We start from the raw sequence: 26,830 nt of genomic DNA, 5'->3' as shown, positions 1-26,830 counted from the left end.
GCGTGGCGTGCTTACCCGCCGCGCCCGACCTTCAAGGAGCGCCCTCCATGATTCAGCCTGTCGCTGAACGCACACCTGCCGGCACCAGCTATCTGGATGTCGGCCAAGGCCAACCCGTGGTACTGATCCACGGCGTGGGCCTGAACAAGGAAATGTGGGGCGGTCAGTTCGTTGGCCTGGCCAACGACTACCGCGTCATCGCCTACGACATGCTCGGCCACGGTCAAAGCCGCGTACCGGCTGCCGACACACCGCTGGAAGGCTATGCCGACCAGCTCGCCGAACTGCTTGACCACCTGCAAATTGCACAAGCCACCGTAATCGGCTTCTCCATGGGCGGCCTGGTTGCTCGTGCATTCGCCCTCAATTACCCGCAGTGCCTGGCTGCACTGGTTGTGCTCAACAGCGTGTTCAACCGCACCCCCGAGCAGAGTGCCGGGGTGATCGCGCGTGCCGCCCAGGCGGCGGAGCTGGGCCCCGACGCCAACGTCGATGCTGCCCTGGACCGCTGGTTCAGCCGTGAATACAAGGCTGCCAACCCTGCGCAGGTCGCCGCAATTCGCCAGGTGCTGGCGAGCAACGACCCGCAGGGCTACCACACCACTTATTCGCTGTTCGCCACTCAGGACATGTACCGCGCCGACGACTTGGGCAGTATCCAGGTGCCGACGCTGATCGCCACCGGCGAACTCGACTCGGGCTCCACCCCGGCCATGACCCGCCAGCTCGCCGCCTGCATTCCTGGCGCACGCAGTGTGGTCCTCGCCGAGCAACGGCATATGATGCCGGTGGAAGCACCGCGTGAAGTCAACAAGATGCTGCTGGACTTCCTCACCCAAGCCCGCACCCTCACCGAATCCGCCAAGGGGATTGTTGCATGACCCTCGTTCGTTTCCAGATGTGCATCGACGGCCAATGGCGCGATGCCCAGAGCGGCAAGACCTTCGACAGCCTCAACCCGGCCACCGCCCAGGCCTGGGCGCAACTGCCCGACGCCGATGAAGCCGATGTGGAGCTGGCCGTTCAGGCCGCCCAGCGTGCTTTCGACAGCAAGGCGTGGCGCAGCATCACCGCCACCGCCCGCGGCAAGCTGCTGCGTCGCCTGGGTGACCTGATTGCCGAGAACAAGGAGCACCTGGCCCAGCTGGAAAGCCGTGACAACGGCAAGCTGATCCGCGAAACCCGCGGCCAGGTCGGCTATCTGCCGGAGTTCTTCCACTACACTGCGGGCCTGGCCGACAAGCTCGAAGGCGGTACCCTGCCGCTGGACAAACCCGACCTGTTCGCCTACACCGTGCACGAGCCGATCGGCGTGGTTGCCGGGATCATCCCGTGGAACAGCCCGCTGTACCTCACCGCGATCAAGCTGGCCCCTGCCCTGGCTGCCGGCAACACCATCGTGCTCAAACCGTCCGAGCACGCCTCGGCGACCATCCTCGAGCTGGCCCGACTGGCCCTTGAGGCCGGCTTCCCGGCCGGTGTGGTCAACGTGGTCACCGGCTACGGCCCCAGCACCGGCGCGGCGCTGACCCGCCACCCGCTGGTGCGCAAGATCGCCTTCACCGGCGGTGCCGCCACCGCCCGCCACGTGGTGCGCAGCAGTGCCGAAAACTTCGCCAAGCTGTCGCTGGAACTGGGCGGCAAGTCGCCGAACATCATCTTCGCCGACGCCGACCTGGACAGCGCCATCAATGGCGCCGTGGCCGGCATCTATGCCGCGTCCGGGCAAAGCTGCGTGGCCGGTTCGCGCCTGCTGGTGCAGGATGAAATCTTCGACGTGTTCGTCGAGCGCCTGATTGCCCGCGCCAAGCGCATCCGCATCGGCAACCCGCAGGACGACGCCAGCGAAATGGGCCCGATGGCCACCGCGCAACAGCTGGCAGTCGTCGAAGGCCTGGTGGCTGCGGCCAAGGCCGAAGGCGCCAAACTGCACATGGGCGGAAAGCGTGCCGACGTTGAAGGTGACGGCTGGTTCTACGAGCCGACCCTGTTCGAGTGCGACAGCAACGCGATGACCATCATGCAGGAAGAAGTGTTCGGCCCGGTCGCCGCAGTAATTCGCTTCAAGACCGAAGAAGAAGCCCTGGCCATGGCCAACGACTCGCAATTCGGTCTGGCTGCCGGCATCTGGACGCGCGATCTGGGCCGTGCCCACCGCCTGGCCCGCGACGTGCGTTCGGGGATCATCTGGGTCAACACCTACCGCGCCGTGTCGGCCATGGCACCGATAGGTGGTTTCAAGAACAGCGGCTACGGCCGTGAGAGCGGCATCGATTCGGTGCTGGCCTATACCGAGCTGAAGACCGTGTGGATCAACTTGTCCACCGCGCCGATGCCCGACCCGTTCGTGATGCGCTAGGAGGAACACGAGATGATCGAACCCGGCATCTACAAAGACGTGATGGGCTCCTTCCCGTCAGGCGTCACGGTAGTGACCACCCTGGACGCCGACGGCGGCATCGTCGGCATTACCGCCAGTGCGTTCAGCGCGCTGTCGATCGACCCGGCGCTGGTGCTGTTCTGCCCCAACTATGCCTCCGACACCTACCCGATCCTGCGCGACAGCAAGCAGTTCGCCATCCACCTGCTGTCCGCCGACCAGACCGCCGAAGCCTATGCCTTCGCAGGCAAGGGCAAGGACAAGGCCAAGGGCGTCGAATGGCACCTGAGCGAGCTGGGCAACCCTCTGCTGGCCAAGGCCACGGCGATCATCGAGTGCGAATTGTGGCGCGAGTACGACGGCGGTGACCACGCGATCATTGTCGGCGCGGTGAAGAACCTGGTGTTGCCTGAGCAGCCGATGACCCCGATGGTGTACCACAAGGGCAAGCTCGGCGCCCTGCCGCCGCTTGGCTGATACATCCTGAAGTCGGTGTTGGCCTCTTCGCGGGCTCGCCCGCTCCCACAGCTTGCGGAATCTGTGCGATACCTGTGGGAGCGGGCAAGCCCGCGAAGAAGCCAACACCGATGCCCCTGTTTTCAGGGGTCGCGCTAATCGTCTCACCCTCGGTTGCGGCCCCTTTTTTATGCCGGAGTACTGCACATGAGCAATGAAAAGTACGAAAAGGGCCTGAAAATCCGCACCCAGGTACTGGGCGAGGACTACGTCAACCGCTCGATCCAGAACGCAGATGAATTCACCAAACCGTTGCAGGAGCTGGTCACCGAGTATTGCTGGGGTCACGTCTGGGGCCGCGAAGGCTTGTCGCTGAAAGAGCGCAGCATGATAAACTTGGCCATGATTTCCGCGCTCAACAGGCCCCACGAGCTCAAGTTGCACATTCGCGGTGCCCTGCGCAATGGGCTGAGCCGTGAACAGATTCGCGAAATCCTGCTCCAGGTCGGCATTTATTGCGGCGTACCCGCGGCGGTGGACAGTTTCCGCCTGGCCCGTGAAGCGTTTGCCGAAGCCGATGCGGAGCCAACCCGTTAACAACGGGCTGTTCGAACCACTGCATGGAAAGCCTCGGTTCGGGGCATTCCGCAATGTTGGCGCAACAGCCTCATAAAGAGCGCACCTGATGAAACGCCAGCCACTCGACGACAGCTTCAAGGTCAACCGCAACCCCGTTACTCTGCGCGAAATCGTGCTCGACAAGCTGCGCACCGCAATCATGAACTTTCACCTGTTGCCCGGCGACCGCCTGGTCGAGCGCGACCTGTGCGACCGCCTCGGCGTCAGCCGCACTTCGGTACGTGAAGCGCTGCGTCACCTGGAGTCCGAAGGCCTGGTCGAGTTCGCCGACGCCAAAGGCCCGCGCGTGGCCATCATCACCCTGGAAGATGCACGTGACATCTATGAGCTGCGCTGTGTGCTCGAAGGCCTGATCGTGCAACTGTTCACCCTCAACGCCAAGGCCAAGGACATCCGTGCGCTGGAACGCGCGCTGGAAGTGAACCGCGAAGCACTGGAAGAAGGCGAGTTGCAACAGGTGCTGGACTCGGTACAAGGTTTCTACGATGTGCTGCTGGAAGGCTCTGGCAACCAGGTGGCGGCCCAGCAGTTGCGCCAGTTGCAAGCACGCATCAGCTACCTGCGCGCCACCTCGGTATCGCAGGAAAACCGCCGCGGCGCCAGCAACCGCGAAATGGAAAAGATCGTCGAGGCCATCAAGGGCGGCGACCCGCTGGTGGCCCACCAGGCCTCGGTCGACCACGTCCGCGCCGCAGCCAAGGTGGCCCTGGACTACCTGCGCCAGAAGCAGGATGACAACGCCAAGGTGCGCGACATTGTCGAACCCTTGGCCCTGAAGGAACCCCGCATAGGTCGCTGATCATGCCCAATGCCCCGCGCTACTGCCCGCACTGCACCAAGGAACTGGCCCGGGGCGTTCCCACAGGCGATACCCACGAACGCCTGCATTGCACCGGCTGCGGCTACATCCATTACATCAACCCCAAGATCATCGCCGGCTGCATCATCGAGCGCGATGGAAAGTACCTGCTGTGCCAGCGCGCCATCCCCCCTCGCCCCGGCACCTGGACCTTGCCTGCCGGGTTCATGGAGGCTGGCGAAACCACCGAACAGGCGGCGCTGCGCGAGGTATGGGAAGAAAGCGGCGTACGTGCGGACATCGTCTCGCCGTATTCGATCTTCAGCGTGCCAAAGATCAGCGAGGTGTACATCATCTTCCGTGCCATCGTTACCGAAGAGACCGGGCAGTACGGGCCGGAGACGCTGGCTTACAAGTTCTTCGAACCGGATGAAATCCCCTGGGATGAGATCTACTACCCGGCTATCCGGCAAATTCTCGAGCGCTACATCCTCGAGCGGCAGGCCGGGGTGTATGGCATTTACATGGGCAATGATGACACCGGCAAAGTGCACTTCATGCGCTAGCCTGTCCGGCCTCTTCGCGGGTGAATCTGCACTCCCCCGGATCGCGCAGTGGCAGAGGCTCGTGCAGTGGCACAGCCCCTCACAAAACCCTCGCCAACGGTCTATTCTCGGTGCACCCTAAGGGCCTTGAGAAAGAGGACCGGCAAAGCACATGGCTAGATGGCTAGACGGCGGCGGGCAAATGGCCGAACGCATCCGCAACCACGACTGGGCCAGCACTCCCCTGGGCCCGCTGGAACATTGGCCCGACGCCCTGAAAACCACGATGTCTCTGTGCCTGGCCTCGCGCTTTCCGCAGGCCGTGCTGTGGGGCCCGGACTTGATCACCCTGTACAACGATGCGTTCACGCCGATTCTCGGTCGCAAGCCCCTGGCCTTGGGCATCCCCTTCCGCGACGTGTGGCACGAAGCCTGGGATGAAATCAGCAGCATGGCGGACCGTGCGTTGGCCGGTGAAGCGGTGTACATCGAAGACTTCCCGCTGATGATCGACCGCAACGGAGGTTTGGAGCGGGCCTATTTCACCTTCTGCTACAGCCCGATTCGCGGCCATGATGGCGAGATTCTGGGCATGCTCGACACGGTCACCGAAACCACCGCCAGCGTGGTCACCAACCAACGCCTGAACTTTCTCGATGCCCTCGGGCGAGCCGTGACCGAGGCAACCGACCCGGACCAGATCATGGCCATCACCACCCGCATGCTGGTCGAGCACCTTGGCCTGTCCAGCTGCGCCTATGCGGTGATGGACCCCGACGAGGACGGTTTCACCATTTGCGGCGATGCGGTGACCCCCGGTTCACCACGCCTGGTGGGCCACTATCACCTGCATGACTTCGGCCGCCTGGCTGTCAGCCGCCTGCGCAGCGGCCTGGCCCTGGTGATCAATGACAACCTGCGCGAACTGGCCGCTGACGAGGCGGCGACTTTTCAGGCCATCGGCATTACGGCCACCATCTGCATGCCACTGATCAAGGGTGGCAGGCTGACCGCGCTGATGGCGATTCACGACCGCGTACCCCGGGCATGGACCGACTACGAGCAAACACTGATCAGCGAAGTGACCGAGCGATGCTGGGCACATATACAACGGGCCCAGGCCCATGCCGAAGTGCGCGAAGCGATGGCGGCCCTGGAAGCGCTCAACACCACCTTGGAACATCGCGTCGAAGAACGCACCACTCAGTTGCTGCACACCGAGGCCGTACTGCGCCAAGCCCAGAAGCTGGAAGCCATTGGCCAGCTGACCGGCGGCGTAGCCCACGACTTCAATAACCTGCTGACCATCATCCGCTCGTCGCTGCACTTCCTGCAGCGCCCCAACCTGGCCGAGGAGCGCCGCGAGCGCTACCTCAAGACCATGTCCGACACGGTCGACCGTGGTGCCAAACTGACCGGCCAGCTACTGGCCTTCGCCCGCCGCCAGGCCCTCAGCCCACAGGTGTTCGAGGCCGGGCCTCGGCTGGAGGCCATGGCCGACATGCTCGACACCGTCACTGGCGCGCGCATCCGGGTCGAGCTGCAGTTACCGCAAGCGCCCTGCCACATCCGCGCCGACCTCAGCCAGTTGGAGACCGCGGTGATCAACCTGATGCTCAATGGCCGCGATGCCATGGCAGGCGAAGGTGCCTTGCAGCTGCGCCTGCAGGCCGACCAGTGCCTGCCTGCCTTGCGCGGTCAGCCTTCGCTGCCTGGCCCGTTCGCGGCGATATCGGTGAGCGACAGCGGAGTCGGTATTGCCAGCGAGTTGCTGGAGCGCATCTTCGACCCGTTCTTCACCACCAAGGCCCCGGGTGAAGGTACCGGGCTCGGGTTGTCGCAGGTGTTCGGTTTCGCCAAGCAATCCGGGGGCGATGTACAGGTGAACAGCATCCCCGGCCAGGGCACCACCTTTACCCTGTACCTGCCGCAGGAGGACTCACCTGCGGCCTTGCCCGAAGACGCCTCGGCCGGCAGCCAGCCGCAGGTACAGGGCGAGCGGCGACGAATACTGGTGGTAGAAGACAACCCCGACCTGGGCAGCTTCACGGCTCAGTTCCTCGAGGACCACGGCTACCAAATCAGCTATGCGCGTTCGGCAGAAGAAGCGCTGGCGCAGTTGACTGGCCCGGCAGGTGATTTTGATGCGGTGTTTTCCGATGTGGTCATGCCCGGCATGGGTGGCTTGGCACTGGCCCGCGAACTTCGCCGCCAGCGCCCGCAGTTGCCGGTGATCCTTACTTCGGGCTTTAGCGATGCGATTGCCGAAGGCGGGCACCAAGGGTTCACCTTCCTGGCCAAACCCTACTCGGCAGAACAGGTGTGCCAGATGCTCGGGCAAGTACTCGGCCACTGATACTTGTCGCAATGGACGATCAACGGCGCCCTTCTGCCAGCATGCGCACCGCCAGCCCCGCCAGCACCGTTCCCATCAACCAACGCTGAACCTGTTGCCACAGTGGCCTGCCAGCCAGGAACACGGCGATGGAGCCGGCCATTATCGCAATCAGCGCGTTGAACGTAACGCTGATGGCGATCTGCGTCGAACCCAGCACCAGCGACTGCAACAGCACGCTGCCGTGGCCCGGTTCGATGAATTGCGGCATAAGCGACAGGTACATGACGGCAATCTTGGGGTTGAGCAGGCTGGTGGCAAACCCCATGGTGAATAGCCGCCGCGGGCTGTCGGCGGGCAGTTCACGGAGCTGGAACGGCGATTGGCCACCCGGCCGCAGCGCCTGCCAGGCCAGGTACAACAGGTACAGCGCGCCACCGATGCGCAGCGCGTCGTAGGCAAAGGGTACTGCCATCACCAGCGCCGTAATGCCCATTGCCGCGCAGAACATGTAGATGACGAAGCCCAGAGCCACACCGCCAAGCGAAATCAACCCGGCTTGGCGGCCCTGGCAGATCGAGCGGGAAATCAGGTAGATCATGTTCGGCCCTGGGGTCAGGACCATGCCGAGGCAAATCAGGGCGAACGTGAGCAGTTGCGTGGTTTCGGGCATGGGGGCACTTCCTGGTTGTGCATGAGGGTGCAGCGAGTGTATCTGAAGTCATTCTGAACCGGTAAATTCAGGTCATTTGCCCGGCTATCAAGCCCAGGGCCACGGTAATCATCGCCATCCCCGACACCCGCCCGACCAGCTTTGCCGCCCCCGGCCGGGTGCTCAGCACCGCTTTGGCGCCATAGCCGACCAGCGTGTAGATCACCAGCGAACTGCACAGATGGACCAGCCCCAGCAACAAGATCTGCAACGGTACGGGCCAGCTCGACTGCGGGTCGGTGAACTGCGGCAGCAGGGCCAGGAACAGCAGGAATACCTTGGGGTTCAGGCCGCTGACGCAAAAACCCTTCAACGCCCAGCGCGAGCCCGACTCCCCCGCGCCGCCCTGCCCGGCCGCCGGCAAGGACGGGCTGAGCAACAAGTTACCGCCCAGCCACAGCAAATAGGTGCACCCCGCCAGGGTCAGCAAGGTCAGCGCCAACGGGTGACCAGCCAGCAGGCTGCCAACCCCGGCCGCCACCACCAGCGTGGCCAGGAAATGCCCCGACAACATCCCCGCCACCGCTGGCATCACCCAGCGACCGCGCATGCCTGCAGAGATGGCATACGCCCAATCTGCGCCCGGGGTAATCACGAACAGCATCGATACAGCCCAGAACGCCGTCAGCACACTGATAGCCACTTGAATCTTCCTTATCTACTGCATTGGGATGTCGAAAGATTACGGATTTCGCTCGGGGATATTCTTTCGTATATTTCCCCTCGACATTCATGAATTAGAAGATTCTTCCCAATGGATAGAACTGATCGAAAAATCCTTGCCGAGCTGCAAAAAGACGGGCGCCTGTCGGTCACCGAGCTGGCCGACCGTGTGGGGCTCAGCCTGTCACCCTGTCATCGGCGCTTGAAGGCACTGGAAGAGTCCGGAGCCATTCTGGGCTATCACGCACGGCTGGCACCGAGCGCCCTTGGACTGAACTTTGCCGCGCTGGTATTCGTGACGCTACGCGAGGTAACCCGCCAGCCGGTGGCGGACTTTGAAACGGCACTGGCGCAGATCCCGCAGATTGTCGAAGCGCAGCGGCTGTTCGGCGACCCCGATTACCTGCTGCATGTGGTAGCCAAGGACCTGCCGGCGTTTCAGAAGCTGTATGACGAGCACCTGACCAGTATTCCCAATGTGAAACGTTTGAGCTCGACCTTGGTGATGAAGGAAGTGCTTCAGGATCGGCTGCTACCCATGTAGCTGTTTCTTCGTGTGCCGGCCCCTTCGCGGGTAAACCCGCTCCTGCAAAGGTGACTTAGCCCGTTGTAGGAGCGGGTTTACCCGCGAAGAGGCCGGCCCAGGCAACCTTTCATCTGCCCTGAAAACGCGCACATCGCACCAACCCAGCCCACCGTGATCCGGTTGCCACCCCCGCCGCCCCTCTACCCCAAGGCCTTCAGCCAGCTGGCACTCTCCTTGCTACCGTCACCCGCTTAAGCTTTTGTCAGCCTTAGTTTTTTTAACGCTTATGGGCACATATTTACTAATTTCTCGTTATCCCCGCGCCCCTCATCATCGCTCCAACAAGAACGCGTCGCCCACCGCCGGCACGCCCCCGGGCAGTTCCCAATGCCCTACCTTGCCTTGGAGTCAGTCATGACCAGTGCAGCCAATTCGGCACCCCTGATAGAAAAACACACGATCGGCTACGTGCCCCCGCAAGACCGCCATGGAAAGGTAAGGGATCTGTTCACACTCTGGTTCGGCGGCAACATCGCGCCGTTGCCCATCGTCACCGGCGCGCTGGGTGTGCAGCTGTTCCACCTGAACCTGATATGGGGCATCGTCGCCATCCTTGTCGGCCACCTGGTCGGCGGGGTGCTGATGGCCCTGCACTCGGCCCAGGGCCCGCAAATGGGCATTCCGCAGATGATCCAGAGCCGCGCCCAGTTCGGCACCCTCGGCGCGCTGCTGGTGGTGGTGATCGCCGGCGTCATGTACATCGGCTTCTTCGCTTCCAACATCGTCCTTGCCGGCAAGTCACTGCATGGCGTGGTCGACGCCGTTCCGGTACCGGTGGGCATCGTCATCGGGGCGCTGGGTTCAGGCATCATCGGCATCATCGGCTACCGCTTCATCCACGTGCTCAATCGCATTGGCACCTGGGTACTGGGTATCGGTATCGTGGTCGGCTTCGGCTACATCTTCACCCATGTACAAAGCGACGATTTCCTCACCCGTGGCAGCTTCAACCTGGCCGGCTGGCTGGCCACCGTGTCGCTGGCGGCGTTGTGGCAAATCGCCTTTGCGCCCTATGTGTCGGACTACTCGCGCTACCTGCCGGCAGATGTCAAAGTCAGCTCGACCTTCTGGACCACCTACCTGGGTTCGGCCCTGGGCTCAAGCCTGTCGTTCATCTTCGGCGCCGTGGCCGTGCTGGCGATCCCGGCCGGCATGGACACAATGGACGCGGTCAAGCTGGCCACCGGCACGCTCGGCCCGATCATGCTGGTGCTGTTCCTGCTCAGCGTGATCAGCCATAACGCCCTCAACCTGTATGGCGCGGTGCTGTCGATCATCACCCTGGTGCAAACGTTCGCCTACCGCTGGATCCCCACCGCCAAAAGCCGGGCAGTGCTGTCGCTGATCGTGCTGTCGGCCTGCTGCGTGGTAGCCGTGTTCGCTTCGGCAGACTTCATCGGCCACTTCGTTGACATGGTGCTGGTACTGCTGGTGGTGCTGGTGCCGTGGACGGCGATCAACCTGATCGACTTCTACGCCATTCACAAAGGTGACTACGACATCCAGTCGATCTTCCAGGTCGATGGCGGGATCTATGGGCGCTACAACCCGCAGGCCCTGATCGCCTACGCTTTGGGTATCGTGGTGCAGATACCGTTCATGAACACCCCGCTGTACGTCGGGCCGATTTCCGAGCACATCAACGGGGCTGACCTGTCGTGGCTGGTAGGGTTGGCGATCACCTCGCCGCTGTACTGGTGGCTGGCGAGCCGAGACAGTGCCTACCGTCGTCGGCAGACCAGCGCCAAGCTGGCAGCGATGGCTTAATCGGTACTGGCCTTTCGTTGCAAAAGATGAAACGGCTGGGTGCAGGCGTCCGAACGCCTGGTGCAATTCAGGCGGAAAACAGCGAACCCTTCGATTGGGAATAAATGGCGAAAAATGGGCCGGCTTCAGAAGGCCGGCCCGTTTCGCTATTTAGAAGTTGAAGGTGTAGCGCATGATCAGGCGATTTTCATTAGCGCTGTCAGCGTAGGTCGAGCGGTTCGTGGAGTTACGCCACTGGAACGAAACACCCTTCGCCGGACCACTCTGAATAACATAAGAGATATCAGTGACCCGCTCCCATTCTTTGCCATCCTCCCCGTTGAGGCGGAGTGAAGCAGCTTGGCGGCTGGTCAGCAGATCAGGATTAACATCATCACCTTTCATGTACCGAGTGGTGAACAGCAAGCCCGGTACACCCAACGCGGCGAAATCAAAGTCGTACCTTGCGAACCACACTCGCTCCTCAGGGGCAGTGAATGTACTGACCAGCGATTCGCCGAACAGATAGGTATCCGTGCCGTTCACGAACGCAAACGAGGTGTCGCCCCAGGCCTTCTGGTAACCGCCACCGATGGTGTGTCCCTTGATGCTGTAGGCGAAGTAGCTACTCAGCGTTCTGTTGTCCACCTCACCCAGTTTTTTGGAGCCCGTCTCGCTGGCATCGAACACGCGAACATCCGCGATCACATTGCCTTCCCACAACGGCTTGATGACTTTAATGCCGGCGAAGTAGGATTTATAAAGATCTTCAAGTTCGGCGGCGTGCAAACTGAAGGTCATGTCCTTCGCAGGCTTGAAGTCAAATGCCAGGTAGTTGTAGTGATCCGCCTCAACCGGGGCATAGCCAGTGGCTGTGAGTGATTCGAAATCGGTGGAATTACGCTGCTTCACTGCGTTGACTCTTGTAGCTGTTACCGTCAATTTATCGATATCGTTGACGGTCAGCGAACCACCGCGAAAGACCTGAGGCAGCAAGCGGCTGTTATTACTCCAGAGTAGAGGCATCAGAGGGTTTACCCCCCCTATCCTCAACTCCGTCTTACCCATCCTCGCTTTGGCGGTGGCCACGAACTTACCGTATTCATCCTCAACCTGCCTGTCGGAATCGTAGGCCAGCAGCCCTGATCCCGTTCTGTCCGGGCTGGAATCAAGCTTCACCCCCAGCAAGCCCATCGCATCAATACCGAAGCCCACTGGCCCTTCTGTAAAACCGGATTGCAGGTTCAAAATAAAACCTTGCGCCCACTCATCGCGCTTGGACTGAGTGGCGCCATCATTGCGAAAATCCCGATTATAGTAAAAGTTCCGGAGCTCAAGACTGCCTTTGAAGTCTTCCACGAACGCGGCAGAAGCATAAGGCGCGACTAGCAGTGTTGCTGAACAAGCCAACGTTTTTTTAAAAGCAATAGACATCACAGGCACCTTGTTCTTGTTGTGTGCTTGAGCATGGTCCGCCGCTAAGCGCCCCATGCAATGCCAGTCCTACAAATGGGTTAAGGCCCGCTTTAGCGGAATGATCGAAACAGTATCACCCTGCCCGCCGCCAAACTTGGACAGGGCCCACGCCAGTTTTTATTCTGAGTGAAAGGTAGTGAATGCACGCACGGGCTCACGGCCAGTAACCAACGTGTTCTCAATGCTGCCATCATCGGCATAACCCAAGCTCATCCCACAGACGAGCATTTGGCTCTTCGGTATTTCCAGCATTTCAGTGATAATGCTGTGATATTTAAGGAATGCTGCCTGTGGGCAGGTGTGCAAGCCTCTTCCCCGTGCGGCAATCATGAGGCTTTGCAGGAACATGCCATAATCCAGCAGGCTCCCTTCCTGAAGCACGCGGTCAATCGTGAAGAACAGGCCAACAGGCGCCCCGAAGAAGCGATAATTCCGGCCGTGTTGCTCGTGCATCCTTTGTTTATCGCTTCGACTGATGCCCAACAAGCTATAGAGCCCCCACCCTACCTCCCTGCGCCGCTCGATGTAGGGAGACGTCCACTCCCTGGGGTAATACGCGTAGGGATCAGAAAAGCGTTGGTCATCAGCCGGATGGTCATCAACCTCAGCAAGTGCTGCGGACAACCGTGCCTTCATATCACCGGTAACAACATGCACATTCCAGGGCTGCAGGTTGACGCCTGTTGCGCTAAAGCGAGCAACGTTCAGCATCGCTTCGATTTCCTCTAGCGGAACTGGGGTTGGGAGGAACGACCTGATGCTCCGACGTGAGACAATTGCCCAGTCGATCAAACGGGCTGTTTCGTCCGAACCTACCGGTGATTCGCGCAAGCGATCAATAAGCATACTTGGCACCTGTCTCTCAGAATTACGGTCAGGTCAGCTCGTGGGCAACCGTGGCCTTCTTCCTCACTACAGCCGAGTCCGAGCGGGATTGGTTGATCATGGTCACTGCAACAGCCCCTACCAGGCCGGCGAGCGCGATTGCCATGAAGTTCTGCTCCAGCGGCAACGCCATCGACACCAAGGCACCAATCAAAACAGGTGCGACAATCGCCCCGACGCGACCGACCCCCGATGCAAAACCGACGCCAGTCGAACGGATGGTGGAGGGATAGAAATCGCCGGCGTATGCATAGGCCAGAAGCTGGGTGCCAAGGGTCGAGGCCCCCACGATGAACACGACGACAAAGAGCAGTTCGGTGGAGCGGGTATATCCCAGCAACGTGAGTGCGACCGCGCCCACCACATAGAACACCACCAAGACGTGCTTGATGCTGAATTTGTCGCTAAGCCATCCACCCAGAATTGCACCGAAGATCGAACCGAGGTTGAACACGATGACGAAATTCAGGGCTGAACCGAGGCTGAAACCCGCCATGGCCATCAACTTGGTGAGCCACGAATTGAGCGCATACACCATGAACAGCCCGGTCATGAATGCCATCCAGATCATGACCGTGCTGTATCCACGGCCTTCCAGGAAAAGGCTTCGTACCGGCTTGTCTTGAGCAGAGATAATCTGCGGATTGCCAACGAATTGCGTGTCATCCTTGATCACAAGGTCAGGACGAAGGCGACGCGCGATGACTTTCAACTGGTCTTGTCGACCCTGCTTCAACATAAAGCCGATAGAGTCGGGCATTGTCTTGAGAATGAAAGGAATCAAAACCACTGGCAGGACTGCCACGTAAAACACGTATTGCCAACCGTAGCTTTCGATCAGTTGTTTACCCGTCAGCGCTACCAGAATTCCGCCCACCGAATAGCCTGCGAAAACGATGGTCACCAGCCGGGTGCGAACTTTCAAGGGCGAGAACTCACCCATCTGCGCCGTACAGATGGGCAACACACCGCCGATTCCCAAGCCGGCGATAAAGCGCATGATACTGAAGGTCAGCGGGCTGTCAGTGAACCCTGCCGCAGCGGTGAAAACGCTGAACAGCGCGACACACATCGCGATCATTTTCGGCCGGCCAATTCGATCTGCCAATGTGCCTAAAAAAATGGCGCCCAGCATTGTCCCGAACAATGCTGAGCCAGCCATTACCCCGGCGCTGGTTGCGTCAATTTGCATATCGGCCATGATGGCTGGCAGGGCAGCCCCCACCACTGCCAAGTCGTAACCATCAATAATCAGAATCAACACGCACCAGAATAGAATAAGTCCATGAAAGCGGTTGAACTTCGACTCTTCGGTCAACGTGTACATATTCAAAGAACTCATACCGTGTCTCCTTCAATCTTATTGTTGTGTTTTTGAAGTCCACATACGTATAGCGATCTGGCACAACTCGACCACACGCACAGGTACGCATGGTTCCGCGTGTGAGTCGGGAGAGTTGAGAGGCACCAGCTAGACGGCGCCCGAGAAAAATCGTAGGCCTTATGGCAAGCGCCAACCATGCCCAATGGCATCATTCTGCTTGACCGGAACGGGCAGTTTTGGAAAACCAGATGGCTTCAATCAGCGGGTGATCAGCCCAAGCGCAGAGGACTAGTCCCCTCGAGGGCTACGCAACGAGCGTCGGTAAGCACCAGGGGTGATACCCGTCCATTTTTTGAATGCCCTGTGGAACGCACTGGTCTCAATGAAGCCAACCTCTGACGCAACGCCATCCACCGTCATACCTGCCCGGCAGAGCAGACTGATGGAAATATCCCGCCTTAGATTATCTTTGAGCCGTTGGTAGGTGAAACCCTCAGCGTAGAGCCTTCGCTGTAGGGTGGAACTGGACATGCTCAAGTCGCGTGCGAGTTCATCGAGTTCAGGCCATGTGTGTGGAGAGAGCAGTTTTAGTCGCCGCCGGATCGTAATGCTCGTGCTGTCGTCGTTACGGTATTTCACAAGGAAGTTACTTGGCGTGCCTTTTAGAAAGGCAGGAAGAGAAGCGGGCGTTTGGCAAACCTTGTACGCCAGAAAGCTCTTCTCGAACACAGCGGAGGTTCTATCGGCCCTCCACTCGATTTCCTCACAGAAACGCATTCGATAGTCGCTGTCGTCCACCGGCTGAGGAGGACGCATCGATAACTTCACAATAGGAATGCGCCTGTCGCACAGCCAGCAAAGCAGGCCGTGCACGAGCACCAGCCAGGCACCGTAACAAAACACCCTTCGCAACTCACCATGATCATGAATGATAATTGCAGCATGCTCTCCCTCGCATTCCACCGACCCGTAGATGTCATCAAGAGCAGTCCTGAGAAACGCCAGAATCCGCTTGAGCGCCTGCCCAATGGTGTCGCAGCCGAGGGCCAATTGCGCCATCAGCTTGAAGCTACCTCTGCGAAGAGGGTGACTGTCTGCCGCAAAAAACTCATCGTCGAGCAAATCCGCTAACGCAATCCACAATCTGGAGAACGTACCAGCAGGTACCCTGGCATAGCGCTGGTCCAGCAGGCGTGGATCAATATGCGCGTGGCTGAGCACAGTAGCAACATCCAGGCCACGCAGTTCTGCTCCTTGAAGTGCGTCCCGCACGAGGCTGATCGACGTAGTGCCTTTGTGGGCAGAAAACTCCATCTGGGGCTCCGTTGCTAACTCGATACCGAAGGCTGCCTTGCAAAGCATACACGCCGATCCATATAGCCAATACCCTATGTGCAGAAGCCACCAAGGGTTGAATTGGTGTCCAACTTCCTGGGGGCAGTCCAGATACAGCACCGTCTTCAAATATCTGTGCTGTACCTGTGGCGGGCACGCCCGCGAAGAGGCCAGTACAGTCAACCCACCTCTTGCATGGCCACACACAATTCAAGAAACCGCGAGGCAGCCCGCGAAGGCGTAGCCGCATGCGGCAACAGAATGGAAAAACGCCGCACCAGCGGCTGCGGTGCTACCTGCAGCCGGTGCAGCGCCCCATCTTCATGACGAATGGACATCGCCGACACAAAGCCAACCCCCATCCCGGCCCGGACCGCCTCTTTTACCCCTTCAACGCCAGCGATCTCCAGCGCCACTCGCATTGCCACGCCATCACGGGCAAACGCCCGCTCGACGATCTGCCGCACACCCGAGCCGCTTTCACGCAGTACCAAGGGGTAGGTGCCGAGCGCCGCCAGTGTCTGCTGGTCACTGCTTGCCAGGGGATGCCCACGGGGCACAATCGCCACGATCTCGTCCTCGCGCCACGGCGTCACTTGCGTACCCAACGGCAACTCCTGCCCGGGCGGCCCCTCGATCAGGGCAATATCAACACTGTCCAGGGCGGCGACGATCTCCGCCGTGTTGCCATGCGAGGTGCTGACCAGCACATCCGGATGACGCCCGTGAAAATCGGCGATCAGGTAAGGCAGCAGGTAACTGGCGGGCGTGGTACTGGCGCCGATACGCAAGGTGCCGCGCTCCAGCCCGCGCATGGCCTCGCGCAATGCTTGCGCCTGTCGGAAGGTTTCGCGCAGGCGCTCGGCATGCGCCAGCAACTGCTCACCGGCCGCTGTCAGCCGCACGCCGCGGCCGGCACGTTGGTAAAGGGGTTCGCCAAACGCCTCCTGCAAGAGCTTGAGCTGGCCGGACACCGCCGGCTGCGACAGGTGCAGGGCTTGAGCGGCATGGCTGATGTTGCCGTGTTCGGCAACCGTGGCGAATGTTATCAGCTGTTCTGGGGTCATTTTTGAAAATTATCAGATTTTCGGATATTTGCCATCCTAAATTACGATTTTTTATAAGCTTATAACCAGATTAACGTAGGCCTTGTCGAAACACCTTTTCCGGAGGACTCACATGGCCACGGTTCCGTCCAACCCTGCCTTTGCCCCTACCCTCTCCACCCGAGGGCGGCTCAATGGCATTCTTTTCGTCGCGCTGTTCGCGGTCGCAGTCACTCAACTGGCGGCCCTGCCCGCTATCGCCAACCTGGGCATCAGCCCGCTGATCGTGGGTATCGTCGCAGGTGCCTTGTATGGCAACGCGCTGCGTGACGGCGTACCGGCAAGCTGGGCGGCAGGCATCAATTTTTCCGCTCGCGGCCTGTTACGCATTGCCGTGGCATTTTTTGGCCTGCGGGTAAGCCTGCAGGAAATTGCCGAAGTCGGCTGGTCGGGGCTGGTCGTGTCGGTGCTGGTAGTCACCAGTACCCTGCTGATCGGCCTGTGGTGTGGCATGAAAGTGTTCAAGCTCGACCGCGATACCGCCTTGCTGACCGCCGCCGGCAGCGCCATCTGCGGCGCCGCCGCCGTGCTGGCATTCGAATCGGCGCTGCGCAGCGCTCCCCATAAAAGCGCCATGGCAGTCGGAAGCGTAGTGCTGTTCGGTACCTTGTCGATGTTCCTTTACCCACTGGCGATCAATGCCGGCTGGCTGCATCTGGATACCATGGGCGCCGGGCTGCTGCTGGGCGGCACTGTCCACGAAGTGGCGCAGGTGGTAGGCGCGGCCAGCAATGTCAGCCCCGAAGCCACGCATGTCGCCACCATCGTCAAGATGACCCGGGTCATGCTGCTGGTGCCGGTACTGCTGGTGGTGGGCCTGTGGATCAGCCGTTCGCGCAAGGCCGGCCAGGCGCAGGGCAACGGGCGCATTGCCATGCCCTGGTTCGCTTTCGGCTTCCTGGCCCTGGTCCTGGTTAATTCGCTGCAAATACTGCCTGGCAGCGTGACCCAGGCAGTGAACAGCCTGGACACCTTTGCCTTGACCATGGCCATGACGGCGTTGGGCATGGAGACCCGCTTCAGCCAGATTCGCCAGGCCGGGCCACGGGCGCTGGCCACCGGGGCGATCCTCAACCTGTGGCTGGTTGGCGGGGGGCTGGCGATTACCCTGGGGGTGCAGAAGCTGTTGGGCTGACTGGAGACCGAGTCGGCTGCTTCGCGGGTAAACCCGCTCCTACAGGTGGGTGCTGCCCTGAAGATGGCAACGCCCCTGTAGGAGCGGGTTCACCCGCGAAGCAGGCAGCTCGGTCTCAAGGTTTTTCACACCCCCCCTCGTTGCCGTCCACATTTCTAGGTATGGTGGTGTCAAAGAAGGATGTTTTACCCGCACAGGAAAGACTTAGATGCCTCAACGCCATGTCATCAATGCATCCGTCAGCCCCAAAGGCAGCCTGGAGACGCTGTCACAACGTGAAGTGCAGCAACTGAGTGAAGTCGGTACCGGTAGCCTCTACACACTGTTCCGCCAGTGCGCCCTGGCAATCCTCAACACCGGCGCCCATGTCGACAATGCCAAGACTATCCTTGAGGCCTACAAAGACTTCGAGGTGCGTATCCACCAACAGGACCGCGGCGTGCGCCTGGAGCTGCTGAACGCCCCGGCCGACGCCTTCGTCGATGGCGAAATGATCGCCAGCACCCGTGAAATGCTGTTCAGCGCCTTGCGCGACATCGTCTACACCGAAAGCGAGCTGGCCAGCCAGCGCATCGACCTGGAAAGCTCCCAGGGCATCACCGACTACGTTTTCCACCTGCTGCGCAACGCGCGCACCCTGCGCCCAGGCGTGGAGCCGAAGATGGTGGTGTGTTGGGGCGGCCACTCGATCAGCACCGAGGAATACCAGTACACCAAGAAGGTCGGCCATGAACTGGGCCTGCGCAAGCTGGATGTCTGCACCGGCTGCGGCCCGGGCGTGATGAAAGGTCCGATGAAGGGCGCCACCATCGCTCACGCCAAGCAACGCATGCATGGCAGCCGCTACCTCGGCCTGACCGAGCCCGGCATCATCGCCGCCGAGGCGCCCAACCCGATCGTCAACGAACTGGTGATCCTGCCAGACATCGAGAAGCGCCTGGAGGCCTTCGTGCGTGTCGGCCACGGCATCATCATCTTCCCGGGCGGAGCCGGCACGGCGGAGGAGTTCCTGTACCTGCTGGGCATCCTCATGCACCCGGACAACCACGACCTGCCGTTCCCGGTGGTGCTCACCGGCCCGCGCAGCGCCGAGCCTTATCTGCAACAGTTGCACGCTTTCGTCGGCGCCACGCTGGGTGAAGCGGCCCATCGCCTGTACGAAATCATCATTGATGACCCGGCGGAAGTCGCCCGGCACATGGTCGAAGGCCTCAAGGCGGTCAAGCAGTTCCGCCGCGAGCGCAACGATGCCTTCCACTTCAACTGGCTGCTGAAGATCGAGGAGAGCTTCCAGCGACCGTTCGACCCGACCCACCAGGCCATGGCCGACCTGGACTTGCGCCGCGAGCTGCCCCCCCATGAACTGGCGGCCAACCTGCGCCGGGCGTTTTCCGGGATTGTCGCAGGCAACGTCAAGGACAAAGGCATCCGCCTGATCGAGGAACACGGGCCGTATCAGATCCACGGTGACAGCGCCGTACTGGACCCGCTTGGCCGGCTGTTGCAGGCATTCGTCGACCAGCACCGGATGAAGCTGCCCGGCGGCGCGGAGTATGTACCGTGCTATCAGGTAGCGACCTGACCACGCTGTTTTGCTGATGACGGGCATGGATGCCCGTCAAACGCGGGGGCCGGGTGTCGGGAGCGCCTGTTCGGATCCCCAACATGGGTTACATGAAAGCTCACCCACCTAGGTGATTCGCTCATTGCCGGAGTTCAACCACCGCCCGCTCGAAAAACCGAATGCTGTCGCGCCCCCCACGTTTGGACTGGTACAACGCCACATCCCCCTGCTCGATCAACGCCGCCAGGCTCGCCGGCGGCTGATCGAACAAGTTGGCACCAATGCTCAAGGTAACCGCCTGGGTCGTAGGCACGGTCTTGTCGGCGTACTGCTGGAACTGCTCACGCAGCCCACTCCCCAGTTCCATGACCCGTTCACTGCTCGCGCCACTGAGCAAGATGACGAACTCATCCCCGCCCAACCGCGCCGCCAGCGAGCGCTCGGGCAGCGCCGTACGAATCATCTCGCTCAAGGCAATCAGCAAACGGTCGCCGGCGATATGCCCGTGCAGGTCGTTGACCAGTTTGAAGTTGTCGATGTCGATCAACAGCAATGCCCCGGGTTGCGCCGGGCTCACGTCCTTGAAGAAATGCCCCGCCCGCACCTCCAGTGCACGCCGGTTGTACAGCGCAGTCAGCGGGTCACGGGCTGCCAGCCGGGCAATCCGCTCTTCCCGCCGGTAACGTACGGTGCCGGTCATCGACAAGGCAATCAGCATGATCGCCATCGCGCCTTCCACCAGCGAAACCTGAATGATCAGCCCGCCAAAGGTCGCCAGGTCAATCAGCGTGCCTGGCGTGATCGCGATGGCCGCCTTGGCCACATAGAACAGCCCATGGATCAGCAACACATAGCGCAGTTGCACGGCCCCGACACTCAGCGATTTGCCATGCGGCCGCAGCAGGAAACTGGCCTTGAGCGTCAGCGAGGCCACCAACAACGAGTTGACCATCAGCATCACTTTCGACCACTGCGGGCCCACGGGCAGCAGCAGCAAGGCAAACCAGACCACCACAACCATCATCCAGGCGCGTGACAAGCGCTCCTGGGTGAAGCGCAGCACGCCGATCAGGAAAAAAACGTGGGCCACCACCAGCAAGCCATTGGCGAACCAGATGCCGATGAACAGAAAGCCGACCCCGCGCAACAATGCCAGGGTGCTACCAACCGTAATCGTGGCGAAACCCGCACTCCAGTAAAGCAACGAGGTTTCGCGCACACTGCGCCATTCAATCGCCAGGTACAAGGCGGCCGCAGCGGCCAAAGCGACTGAAATAGTCAGCATCGTGGGTGGATCTAACGCCATATACGCATTGGCCTGTCTGGTTAACGGGAAAAGGCCCGACTGCATGCGATCGTGATCACGTTCAGAGGGGCCTTGCAAGGTTGCCTGTACATTGTAAACCAGCCCCTGACAAAGGGCCGTGGGCAGCAATATCATAATGACATCAATGCGCGGTGCGTACCACTCTGGCCCTTCGCTGGCTTGCCGGCGACAGGGCCATTGCAGGCGACGTCAGAGCACCCGTTTGATCAACGGTTCCAGCCGGCTATAGCGCAGCCGACGCAGAAACTTGCGCACTTGCTTGGGATGTTCGGCCTTCGCCCCCAGCGCCTCTGCCGAGCCGATTCTCGGCGCAAAGCGCCGCAGCTCGCTCAACTCCGCTTCCCGTGGCGCCAGCCATTGACCCTGCGGGTCGTCGATCAGCAGGCCGTTCTCCAGGTCCAGGTTGAACCCGCGCGGGTTGAGGTTGTTGCCGGTCAGCAGCGAATAACGCTGGTCGATCCAAACGCCCTTGGCATGGAAGGTATGCCCGGGATCGTTCCAGATGCGTACTTGCAGCTGGCCAGTGGCAATCGCAGCGTGGCGGCGGCGGGCGAAGGCGCGCAGGTTGTCCTCGTACAGATAGGGCAATGCACCACTGGCACTGAACGGTTCGCCAGGGGCGATGTAGAAGTCGTTGGCGGTGCGGTCACCGACAATCAGCTCCACCCCAACCCCCCGCGCCAGGGCATGGTCAAGTTCGCGCATCACGACCTGCGGCGGGTTGAAATACGGCGTACTGATGATGATCTGCGTGCGCGCCACTGCCAGCAATGCGCACAGCGCCCGGTTCAGCGGATTGCCACGGCCCACACCCAGCAGCGGGATCACCTGCAGGCCCTGCCCCGTCACGCTGGCCGGTACCTCGTAGGCCATGCGCCGCAGCCGTGCGCGCAAACGCCGAATGTCACCGCGCAAGCTGCGGGTAGAAGGTGGCGCCGGCAGGTCGAGGCGCGGTGTGGCGGTATGGTGCAGCAAACGCTGAACCAGGCCGACCATGGCATCAGCCAGTGCCGGTGACTGGAACAGGTGGTAGCGATCCAGGCGATAGCGGTCGAAACGATGCAGGTAGACGTTGTTCAGACTGGCGCCGGTGTAGATCACGCAATCGTCGATGATGCTGCCTTTGAGGTGCAACACCCCGAACAGCTCGCGGGTCTGCACTGGCACGCCATGGATCGCGATGTCCAGCCCGCGCAACTGGCGCTGGGCCTGATACCAGGCGGCATTGCCCGGCTGACGCCCGGCCCCCAGCAGCCCGCGCCTGGCGCGGAACCAGTCGACCACGATGGTGATCTCCAGGCCTGGCCGCGCGGCCTTGGCCTGGTACAAGGCATCCAGCACTTCCTGGCCGGCCTCGTCCTCCTGCAGGTACAGCGCGACGATAACGATGCGCCGAGTCGCCGTACGGATGCGCTCGAACAGGCAGGCGCGGTAAGCCCTGGCATCGGGCAGCACCTGGATCGCTTCGGGGGCCATGGCATAGCCTGGCAAGCCCGCCAGCATGGTTTCGGGGTTCACTGACGCTCACCTTCTCTGTGCAATCACTGTCGGCCCTGCCAGCCGGCGGGGCCATTCCTGGCCGCTGCATCGGGGGTGTATGATCGACCCGGCAACGACCCATAACAACAAGAACCACGCGAGGCTCTGCTTTCTCACTGCCCCTGACCAACCAGGCCTCAGCTTGCACAGGAACAGCGCAATGGTCCACCCCGCTTCTGCAAACCTATCGCCGTCTAGTGTAAAGAATTGTTCGGCAAAGACCTTTGGCTTCCTGATTTTGCCCAATTTCACCACCATCGGCCTTGCGTCGGCGGTGGAGACCCTGCGCATGGCCAACCTGGCCGCGCGCAAGCCACTGTATCGCAGTGTGCTGATCGCCGCAGACGACGCGCCGGTGGTGGCCAGCAACGGCATGCGCGTACTGCCCGACTACAACATCACCAACGCCCCCACGCTGGATGCCTTGCTGGTGGTCGGCGCCAACCCGATCGACCGAAGCCGTAGCAACCGCCCATTGATCGACTGGTTGCGCCAACTGGCCCGCCAGCGCTTGCCACTGGGCGGTATCTGCACCGGTAGCTACCTGCTGGCCAAGGCCGAATTGCTCAAGGGTTACCGCTGCACCATCCACTGGGAAGACCTGCCGACGTTGCAGGCGCACTTCCCCGGTATCGTGATCTCCAGCCAGCTGTTCGAACTGGACCGCGACCGTTACACCTGCTCAGGCGGCGTGGCGGCCATGGACATGATGCTGCAACTGGTGGCCCGGGACACGGGCGGCCAGGACATCGCGGCCAAGGCCGCCGAGCTGTTGCTGTGCGACCGCGTGCGCGGTGAGCGTGAGCGCCAGCGTGTACCGCTGCGCACCCTGCTCGGCAGCGCTCAGCCCAAACTGAGCCAGGTGGTGGCGATCATGGAGGCCAATCTGGAGGAACCGCTGGGGCTGGAGGAACTGGCCAGCCTCAACGACGTGACCGTGCGCCAATTGGAGCGGCTGTTCCACAAGTACCTGCAGCGCACGCCCAGCCAGTATTACCTGGAGCTGCGGCTGTCGCGGGCGCGGGAGTTACTGCTGCGCAGCGACGTGCAAGTGCGTGAGGTGGCGCTGGCCTGCGGCTTCAGTTCGCCTGCGCATTTCTCCAAGAGTTATAGCCGGTTCTTCGGGCTGTCGCCTTTAGGGGAGCGGCGCCAGGCCTCTCTCCACTGACTTGGGTCAGGTATTGGCATTGCTGGCCTCTTCGCGGGCAAGCCCGCTCCTACACGCACATCGGTGGTCCAGGCCGTTGTAGGAGCGGGTTCACCCGCGAAAGGGCCGGGCCTGCTGGCCAATCTCCACCCGCCGCTCACCGTTGCCGCCGCCACCGTATTCGCGGGTAAACCCGCTCCTACACGCACATCGGTGGTCCGCCACAGGCCGTTGTAGGAGCGGGCTTGCCCGCGAAGAGGCCAGTGCAGGTCAACTAATCTTCAAGGGCCGCGTGCGCCGTCTCCCGACACATCAGCATGGCCACAAGCGCCACCAGTGCTGCCGCCAGCAAGTATCCTGCCGGGGCCAGCTTGCTGCCCGTCACCTGAATCAGCCAGGTGGCAATGAACGGCGCAGTCCCTCCAAACAGCGCATTGGCCACATTGAAGCTCAAGGCAAACCCGCTGAAGCGCACCCGGGTCGGAAATATTTCGGCCAGCAGGCACGGCAAGGTCCCGTCGTTCATCGCCAGCATCGCACCGAAAAGGATCTGGATGGCCAGAATCACCAGCAGCGGCTGGCCGTCCAGCAGGCGAAACAACGGCACGGTCAACCCCAGGAACAACAGCGAGGCCACCACCAGCATGGTCTTGCGACCAAACTGGTCGGACAGCCGCCCCATCAGGAAAATCAAGCCGATATAGGTGGCCAGCGACACCGTCGAGGCGATGAACGAATCCCGCTCGCTCATGCCCATTTCACTGGACAGGTAGGTCGGCATGTAACTGAGCAACAGGTAGAACGCAACCGCATTCAGGCAGGTGACACCCATGCCGATCGCCAGACTGCGCCGGTGCTGGCCCAGCAGTTCGCGCAGCGGCGTCGTGGCCATGCCGGCCTTGGTTTCCAGGCGCTGCTCCATCTCCAGGAACTTGGGCGTGTCCTGCAGGCTCATGCGGATATAGCGCCCTACCAGGCCGAACGGCGCCGCCAGCAGGAACGGCAGGCGCCAGCCCCATTCATGCAGGGCTTCACTGCTGAGCAGCTCATGCAGCACCGCAACGAACGCCGCACCGAACAACAACCCCGCCGCCGTGCTGGCCGGCACGATGCTGGTGTACAAGCCACGCCGCCCAGGCGGCGCGTACTCGGCCAGGAACGCAGCGGCCCCGGCGTACTCACCCGAGGCGGAAAACCCCTGAACCAGGCGGATCAGCAACAGCAGGGCCGGTGCCCACAGCCCGATCTGCGCATAGCCCGGCAACAAGCCGATGCAGAAGGTGGATACCGACATGATCAGGATCGACCAGGACAACGCGTTGCGCCGACCGTGTCGGTCGCCGAAATGGCCCCAGACAATGCCGCCCAGCGGGCGTACCAGGAAAGACAACGCGAATACCGCGAAGGTAGCCAGCAGGCCGGTGGTCTTGTCAGTTTGCGGGAAGAAGGTGGCGGCGATGATGGTGGCCAGATAGCCGTAGGCGGCGTAGTCGAACCACTCGACGAAGTTGCCCATGAAGCTGGCCCGGGCGGCCTTGCGCAGCGCCTGGCGTTCGGCGTTGTGCGCGGGGCCGGCGATGGCGGATGGGTCTAGGGTGGTGCTGGACATGACGGGTACCCTCTGGTTCTTTTAATTGGAGGCAGGGTCTGGTGGTCATACGGGGATCTTGTTGTTGTCTGGGCCAGCCTTTTCGCGGGTGAACCCGCGCCTACGACAACGGTGAAATCCCCGTAGGAGCGGGCTTGCCCGCGAAGCAGCCGACGCCGATGCTTATTTGCGAATGATGTTGTGCTCCGGCCCATACGGGAACTTGGTGATGTTCTCGGCGCCGCTGTCGTTGACGATCAGGATGTCGTGCTCGCGATAACCGCCCGCCCCCGGCCGCCCTTCAGGCAGCATGATCATCGGCTCGATCGACACCACCATGCCCGGTTCCAGCACGGTATCGATGTCCTCGCGCAGCTCCAGCCCCGCCTCGCGGCCGTAGTAATGGCTGAGCGTGCCGAACGAATGGCCATAGCCGAAGGTGCGGTACTGCAGCAGGTCGTGGCGCAGGAAGATCTCGTTCAGTTCGCGGGCGATATCGCTGCAGCGCATGCCTGGGCGCACCAGTTGCAGCCCGGCTTCGTGCACTTCGACGTTGGCCTGCCACAGGCGCAGGTACTCGTCCGGGCAGTGGTCAAGGAACAGGGTGCGCTCCAGCGCGGTGTAATAACCGGCGATCATGGGGAAACAGTTGAGGCTGAGGATCTCGCCCTTGCCCACACGGCGGCTGGTGACCGGGTTGTGTGCGCCATCGGTGTTGAGCCCGGACTGGAACCAGGTCCAGGTGTCCATCAGCTCGGCGTCCGGGAAGCGTTTGGCAATTTCGCGCACCATCGCCTGGGTGGCATGCAGTGCCACCTCGTACTCGGGCACCTGCTCACGCAGGGCCTCGACCACTGCCGCTCCGCCGATGTCGGCCACCTGTGCACCGTGACGGATAAGCGCCTGCTCCTCGGCCGACTTGATCATGCGCATACGCATGCACGGCGCAGCGATGTCCACCAGCTCGGCCTTGGGGTAGCAGGCGGCGAATTTGCCGTGGTTCTGCAGGTTCAGGTGGTCGTACTCCACGCCGATGCGCGAGGCCAGCGGCAACGCCTGCTGGATGGCGACGAAATAGTTGTCGCGCTGCCAGTCGGTGTAGACGATGTTGTCAGTGCCGACCGTGCGCCGCCAAGGTTGCCCGCCGTCGATGTTGGCACTGATCGAGACCACCTTGTCCTGGGTGATCACCAGCGCATAGGGGCGGCCGAACGAGCAGTAGAGGAAATCGCTGTAGTAGTTGACGTTATGGTACGAGGTGAAGATTGCCGCCTCGATGTCCTGCTCGGCCATATAGGCCCGCAGCCGGGCGTGGCGAGCAGCGTATTCCTGAGCGGAGAAGGTTGGCTGCACCTTGTCGCCATTGCGGATTTTCAGGGTCTTGGGCATTTGCATGGTCGGGGTTCCTTGTCGTTGTGAGCACGCTGTTCAGGCCGGCCGCCTGAGAAGCATTGCAACAGAACCGACGAGGACACTTTTGTATCTATCCGACCTGGAATTGGCGGGATGACCACTGGCCAAGGGGGCGCTGAGCGCCCCCCGC

At 61.4% G+C, this 26,830-nt stretch carries 23 protein-coding genes; 12 read left to right on the top strand and 11 right to left on the bottom strand.

The features are described 5' to 3' along the window. Positions 1–47: 47 nt before the first annotated feature. From AC3RCM_RS11165 to AC3RCM_RS11135, 7 genes are all read left to right on the top strand, one after another. A complete protein-coding gene (locus tag AC3RCM_RS11165; RefSeq protein ID WP_064493005.1) occupies positions 48–881 on the top strand; it encodes an alpha/beta fold hydrolase in 834 nt (277 codons plus the stop codon). Then, the gene (locus tag AC3RCM_RS11160; RefSeq protein WP_064493006.1) at positions 878–2,359 is read left to right on the top strand and encodes an aldehyde dehydrogenase; all 1,482 of its coding nucleotides are present in this window, start codon (positions 878–880) and stop codon (positions 2,357–2,359) included. Before AC3RCM_RS11165 ends, AC3RCM_RS11160 begins: the two co-directional genes overlap by 4 nt. Positions 2,360–2,371: 12 nt before the next feature. Next, a complete protein-coding gene (locus AC3RCM_RS11155) occupies positions 2,372–2,857 on the top strand; it encodes a flavin reductase family protein (protein WP_014590641.1) in 486 nt (161 codons plus the stop codon). Positions 2,858–3,043: 186 nt separating this feature from the next. Next, on the top strand, positions 3,044–3,433 hold the full coding sequence (locus tag AC3RCM_RS11150) for a carboxymuconolactone decarboxylase family protein (protein WP_003256073.1): 390 nt from the start codon (positions 3,044–3,046) through the stop codon (positions 3,431–3,433). Positions 3,434–3,521: 88 nt separating this feature from the next. Then, positions 3,522–4,274: a GntR family transcriptional regulator gene (locus AC3RCM_RS11145; protein WP_010954490.1), complete on the top strand. Its 753-nt coding sequence runs from the start codon at positions 3,522–3,524 to the stop codon at positions 4,272–4,274. A 2-nt stretch (positions 4,275–4,276) separates the two neighbouring features. Beyond that, a complete protein-coding gene (locus AC3RCM_RS11140; protein WP_010954491.1) occupies positions 4,277–4,840 on the top strand; it encodes an NUDIX hydrolase in 564 nt (187 codons plus the stop codon). A gap of 151 nt (positions 4,841–4,991) precedes the next feature. After that, a complete protein-coding gene (locus AC3RCM_RS11135) occupies positions 4,992–7,175 on the top strand; it encodes a GAF domain-containing hybrid sensor histidine kinase/response regulator (RefSeq protein ID WP_064493007.1) in 2,184 nt (727 codons plus the stop codon). Positions 7,176–7,194: 19 nt separating this feature from the next. Here the strand turns inward: AC3RCM_RS11135 and AC3RCM_RS11130 are convergent, their stop codons facing one another. Continuing rightward, entirely contained in the window at positions 7,195–7,827 is a 633-nt protein-coding gene (locus tag AC3RCM_RS11130; protein ID WP_014756268.1) for a LysE family translocator, read from the bottom strand. A 67-nt stretch (positions 7,828–7,894) separates the two neighbouring features. Further along, positions 7,895–8,509 (bottom strand): LysE family translocator, encoded by a 615-nt coding sequence (locus tag AC3RCM_RS11125; RefSeq protein WP_064493008.1) that lies wholly within the window; start codon positions 8,507–8,509, stop codon positions 7,895–7,897. Positions 8,510–8,620: 111 nt separating this feature from the next. On the opposite strand from AC3RCM_RS11125, the gene AC3RCM_RS11120 reads away from it, so the two are divergent. Together AC3RCM_RS11120 and AC3RCM_RS11115 are read left to right on the top strand one after the other, a co-directional pair. Next, positions 8,621–9,073 (top strand): Lrp/AsnC family transcriptional regulator, encoded by a 453-nt coding sequence (locus AC3RCM_RS11120; RefSeq protein ID WP_064493009.1) that lies wholly within the window; start codon positions 8,621–8,623, stop codon positions 9,071–9,073. Between the two features lie 396 nt (positions 9,074–9,469). Next, positions 9,470–10,882, top strand: coding sequence for a purine-cytosine permease family protein (locus AC3RCM_RS11115; RefSeq protein WP_492629613.1), 1,413 nt, complete (start codon positions 9,470–9,472; stop codon positions 10,880–10,882). 150 nt (positions 10,883–11,032) lie between these two features. Here the strand turns inward: AC3RCM_RS11115 and AC3RCM_RS11110 are convergent, their stop codons facing one another. The 5 genes from AC3RCM_RS11110 to AC3RCM_RS11090 all read right to left on the bottom strand — a co-directional run bounded on the left by AC3RCM_RS11110 (position 11,033) and on the right by AC3RCM_RS11090 (position 16,948). Beyond that, a complete protein-coding gene (locus AC3RCM_RS11110; RefSeq protein ID WP_104887782.1) occupies positions 11,033–12,352 on the bottom strand; it encodes an OprD family porin in 1,320 nt (439 codons plus the stop codon). Positions 12,353–12,454: 102 nt separating this feature from the next. Next, complete coding sequence (locus AC3RCM_RS11105; RefSeq protein ID WP_019436941.1) at positions 12,455–13,183, bottom strand: nitroreductase; 729 nt, start codon at positions 13,181–13,183, stop codon at positions 12,455–12,457. A 28-nt stretch (positions 13,184–13,211) separates the two neighbouring features. After that, on the bottom strand, positions 13,212–14,564 hold the full coding sequence (locus tag AC3RCM_RS11100) for an MFS transporter (protein ID WP_336092585.1): 1,353 nt from the start codon (positions 14,562–14,564) through the stop codon (positions 13,212–13,214). Between the two features lie 270 nt (positions 14,565–14,834). Continuing rightward, a complete protein-coding gene (locus tag AC3RCM_RS11095; protein ID WP_492629612.1) occupies positions 14,835–15,860 on the bottom strand; it encodes an AraC family transcriptional regulator in 1,026 nt (341 codons plus the stop codon). A 200-nt stretch (positions 15,861–16,060) separates the two neighbouring features. Next, positions 16,061–16,948, bottom strand: a complete 888-nt coding sequence (locus tag AC3RCM_RS11090) for a LysR family transcriptional regulator (RefSeq protein ID WP_492629611.1) — start codon at positions 16,946–16,948, stop codon at positions 16,061–16,063. Between the two features lie 112 nt (positions 16,949–17,060). On the opposite strand from AC3RCM_RS11090, the gene AC3RCM_RS11085 reads away from it, so the two are divergent. Both AC3RCM_RS11085 and ppnN read left to right on the top strand, forming a co-directional pair. Next, entirely contained in the window at positions 17,061–18,122 is a 1,062-nt protein-coding gene (locus AC3RCM_RS11085; RefSeq protein WP_457250601.1) for a YeiH family protein, read from the top strand. 208 nt (positions 18,123–18,330) lie between these two features. Beyond that, the gene (gene ppnN, locus AC3RCM_RS11080; RefSeq protein WP_014590577.1) at positions 18,331–19,704 is read left to right on the top strand and encodes a nucleotide 5'-monophosphate nucleosidase PpnN; all 1,374 of its coding nucleotides are present in this window, start codon (positions 18,331–18,333) and stop codon (positions 19,702–19,704) included. Between the two features lie 121 nt (positions 19,705–19,825). Here ppnN and AC3RCM_RS11075 read toward each other — a convergent pair whose 3' ends face one another. Both AC3RCM_RS11075 and pssA read right to left on the bottom strand, forming a co-directional pair. Then, positions 19,826–20,971, bottom strand: coding sequence for a GGDEF domain-containing protein (locus AC3RCM_RS11075; protein ID WP_492629610.1), 1,146 nt, complete (start codon positions 20,969–20,971; stop codon positions 19,826–19,828). A 231-nt stretch (positions 20,972–21,202) separates the two neighbouring features. Then, entirely contained in the window at positions 21,203–22,531 is a 1,329-nt protein-coding gene (gene pssA / locus AC3RCM_RS11070; RefSeq protein WP_104887787.1) for a CDP-diacylglycerol--serine O-phosphatidyltransferase, read from the bottom strand. A gap of 181 nt (positions 22,532–22,712) precedes the next feature. Between pssA and cahR the strand changes: the two genes are divergently transcribed. Beyond that, on the top strand, positions 22,713–23,720 hold the full coding sequence (cahR, locus tag AC3RCM_RS11065; RefSeq protein ID WP_104887788.1) for a transcriptional regulator CahA: 1,008 nt from the start codon (positions 22,713–22,715) through the stop codon (positions 23,718–23,720). Between the two features lie 253 nt (positions 23,721–23,973). On the opposite strand, the gene AC3RCM_RS11060 is transcribed toward cahR, so the two are convergent. Beyond that, positions 23,974–25,308, bottom strand: coding sequence for an MFS transporter (locus AC3RCM_RS11060; protein ID WP_010954505.1), 1,335 nt, complete (start codon positions 25,306–25,308; stop codon positions 23,974–23,976). Positions 25,309–25,470: 162 nt separating this feature from the next. Then, complete coding sequence (creA, locus tag AC3RCM_RS11055; RefSeq protein ID WP_020191657.1) at positions 25,471–26,682, bottom strand: creatinase; 1,212 nt, start codon at positions 26,680–26,682, stop codon at positions 25,471–25,473. Positions 26,683–26,830: the final 148 nt, after the last annotated feature.

Source organism: Pseudomonas sp. GW823-FHT05G12 (genome assembly GCF_058795575.1).
Note: the sequence above shows the minus strand (reverse complement) of the source record. Positions and strands in the feature narration are given on the sequence as shown.

Excerpts from the sequence above, each read along its gene's own strand:
- AC3RCM_RS11165 (WP_064493005.1), top strand. The coding sequence starts at position 48 with ATGATTCAGCCTGTCGCTGAACGCACACCTGCCGGCACCAGCTATCTG.
- AC3RCM_RS11160 (WP_064493006.1), top strand. The coding sequence starts at position 878 with ATGACCCTCGTTCGTTTCCAGATGTGCATCGACGGCCAATGGCGCGAT.
- AC3RCM_RS11155 (WP_014590641.1), top strand. The coding sequence starts at position 2,372 with ATGATCGAACCCGGCATCTACAAAGACGTGATGGGCTCCTTCCCGTCA.
- AC3RCM_RS11150 (WP_003256073.1), top strand. The coding sequence starts at position 3,044 with ATGAGCAATGAAAAGTACGAAAAGGGCCTGAAAATCCGCACCCAGGTA.
- AC3RCM_RS11145 (WP_010954490.1), top strand. The coding sequence starts at position 3,522 with ATGAAACGCCAGCCACTCGACGACAGCTTCAAGGTCAACCGCAACCCC.
- AC3RCM_RS11140 (WP_010954491.1), top strand. The coding sequence starts at position 4,277 with ATGCCCAATGCCCCGCGCTACTGCCCGCACTGCACCAAGGAACTGGCC.
- AC3RCM_RS11135 (WP_064493007.1), top strand. The coding sequence starts at position 4,992 with ATGGCTAGATGGCTAGACGGCGGCGGGCAAATGGCCGAACGCATCCGC.
- AC3RCM_RS11130 (WP_014756268.1), bottom strand. The coding sequence starts at position 7,827 with ATGCCCGAAACCACGCAACTGCTCACGTTCGCCCTGATTTGCCTCGGC.
- AC3RCM_RS11120 (WP_064493009.1), top strand. The coding sequence starts at position 8,621 with ATGGATAGAACTGATCGAAAAATCCTTGCCGAGCTGCAAAAAGACGGG.
- AC3RCM_RS11115 (WP_492629613.1), top strand. The coding sequence starts at position 9,470 with ATGACCAGTGCAGCCAATTCGGCACCCCTGATAGAAAAACACACGATC.
- AC3RCM_RS11110 (WP_104887782.1), bottom strand. The coding sequence starts at position 12,352 with ATGGGGCGCTTAGCGGCGGACCATGCTCAAGCACACAACAAGAACAAG.
- AC3RCM_RS11105 (WP_019436941.1), bottom strand. The coding sequence starts at position 13,183 with ATGCTTATTGATCGCTTGCGCGAATCACCGGTAGGTTCGGACGAAACA.
- AC3RCM_RS11100 (WP_336092585.1), bottom strand. The coding sequence starts at position 14,564 with ATGAGTTCTTTGAATATGTACACGTTGACCGAAGAGTCGAAGTTCAAC.
- AC3RCM_RS11095 (WP_492629612.1), bottom strand. The coding sequence starts at position 15,860 with ATGGAGTTTTCTGCCCACAAAGGCACTACGTCGATCAGCCTCGTGCGG.
- AC3RCM_RS11090 (WP_492629611.1), bottom strand. The coding sequence starts at position 16,948 with ATGACCCCAGAACAGCTGATAACATTCGCCACGGTTGCCGAACACGGC.
- AC3RCM_RS11085 (WP_457250601.1), top strand. The coding sequence starts at position 17,061 with ATGGCCACGGTTCCGTCCAACCCTGCCTTTGCCCCTACCCTCTCCACC.
- ppnN (WP_014590577.1), top strand. The coding sequence starts at position 18,331 with ATGCCTCAACGCCATGTCATCAATGCATCCGTCAGCCCCAAAGGCAGC.
- AC3RCM_RS11075 (WP_492629610.1), bottom strand. The coding sequence starts at position 20,971 with ATGCTGACTATTTCAGTCGCTTTGGCCGCTGCGGCCGCCTTGTACCTG.
- cahR (WP_104887788.1), top strand. The coding sequence starts at position 22,713 with ATGGTCCACCCCGCTTCTGCAAACCTATCGCCGTCTAGTGTAAAGAAT.
- AC3RCM_RS11060 (WP_010954505.1), bottom strand. The coding sequence starts at position 25,308 with ATGTCCAGCACCACCCTAGACCCATCCGCCATCGCCGGCCCCGCGCAC.
- creA (WP_020191657.1), bottom strand. The coding sequence starts at position 26,682 with ATGCAAATGCCCAAGACCCTGAAAATCCGCAATGGCGACAAGGTGCAG.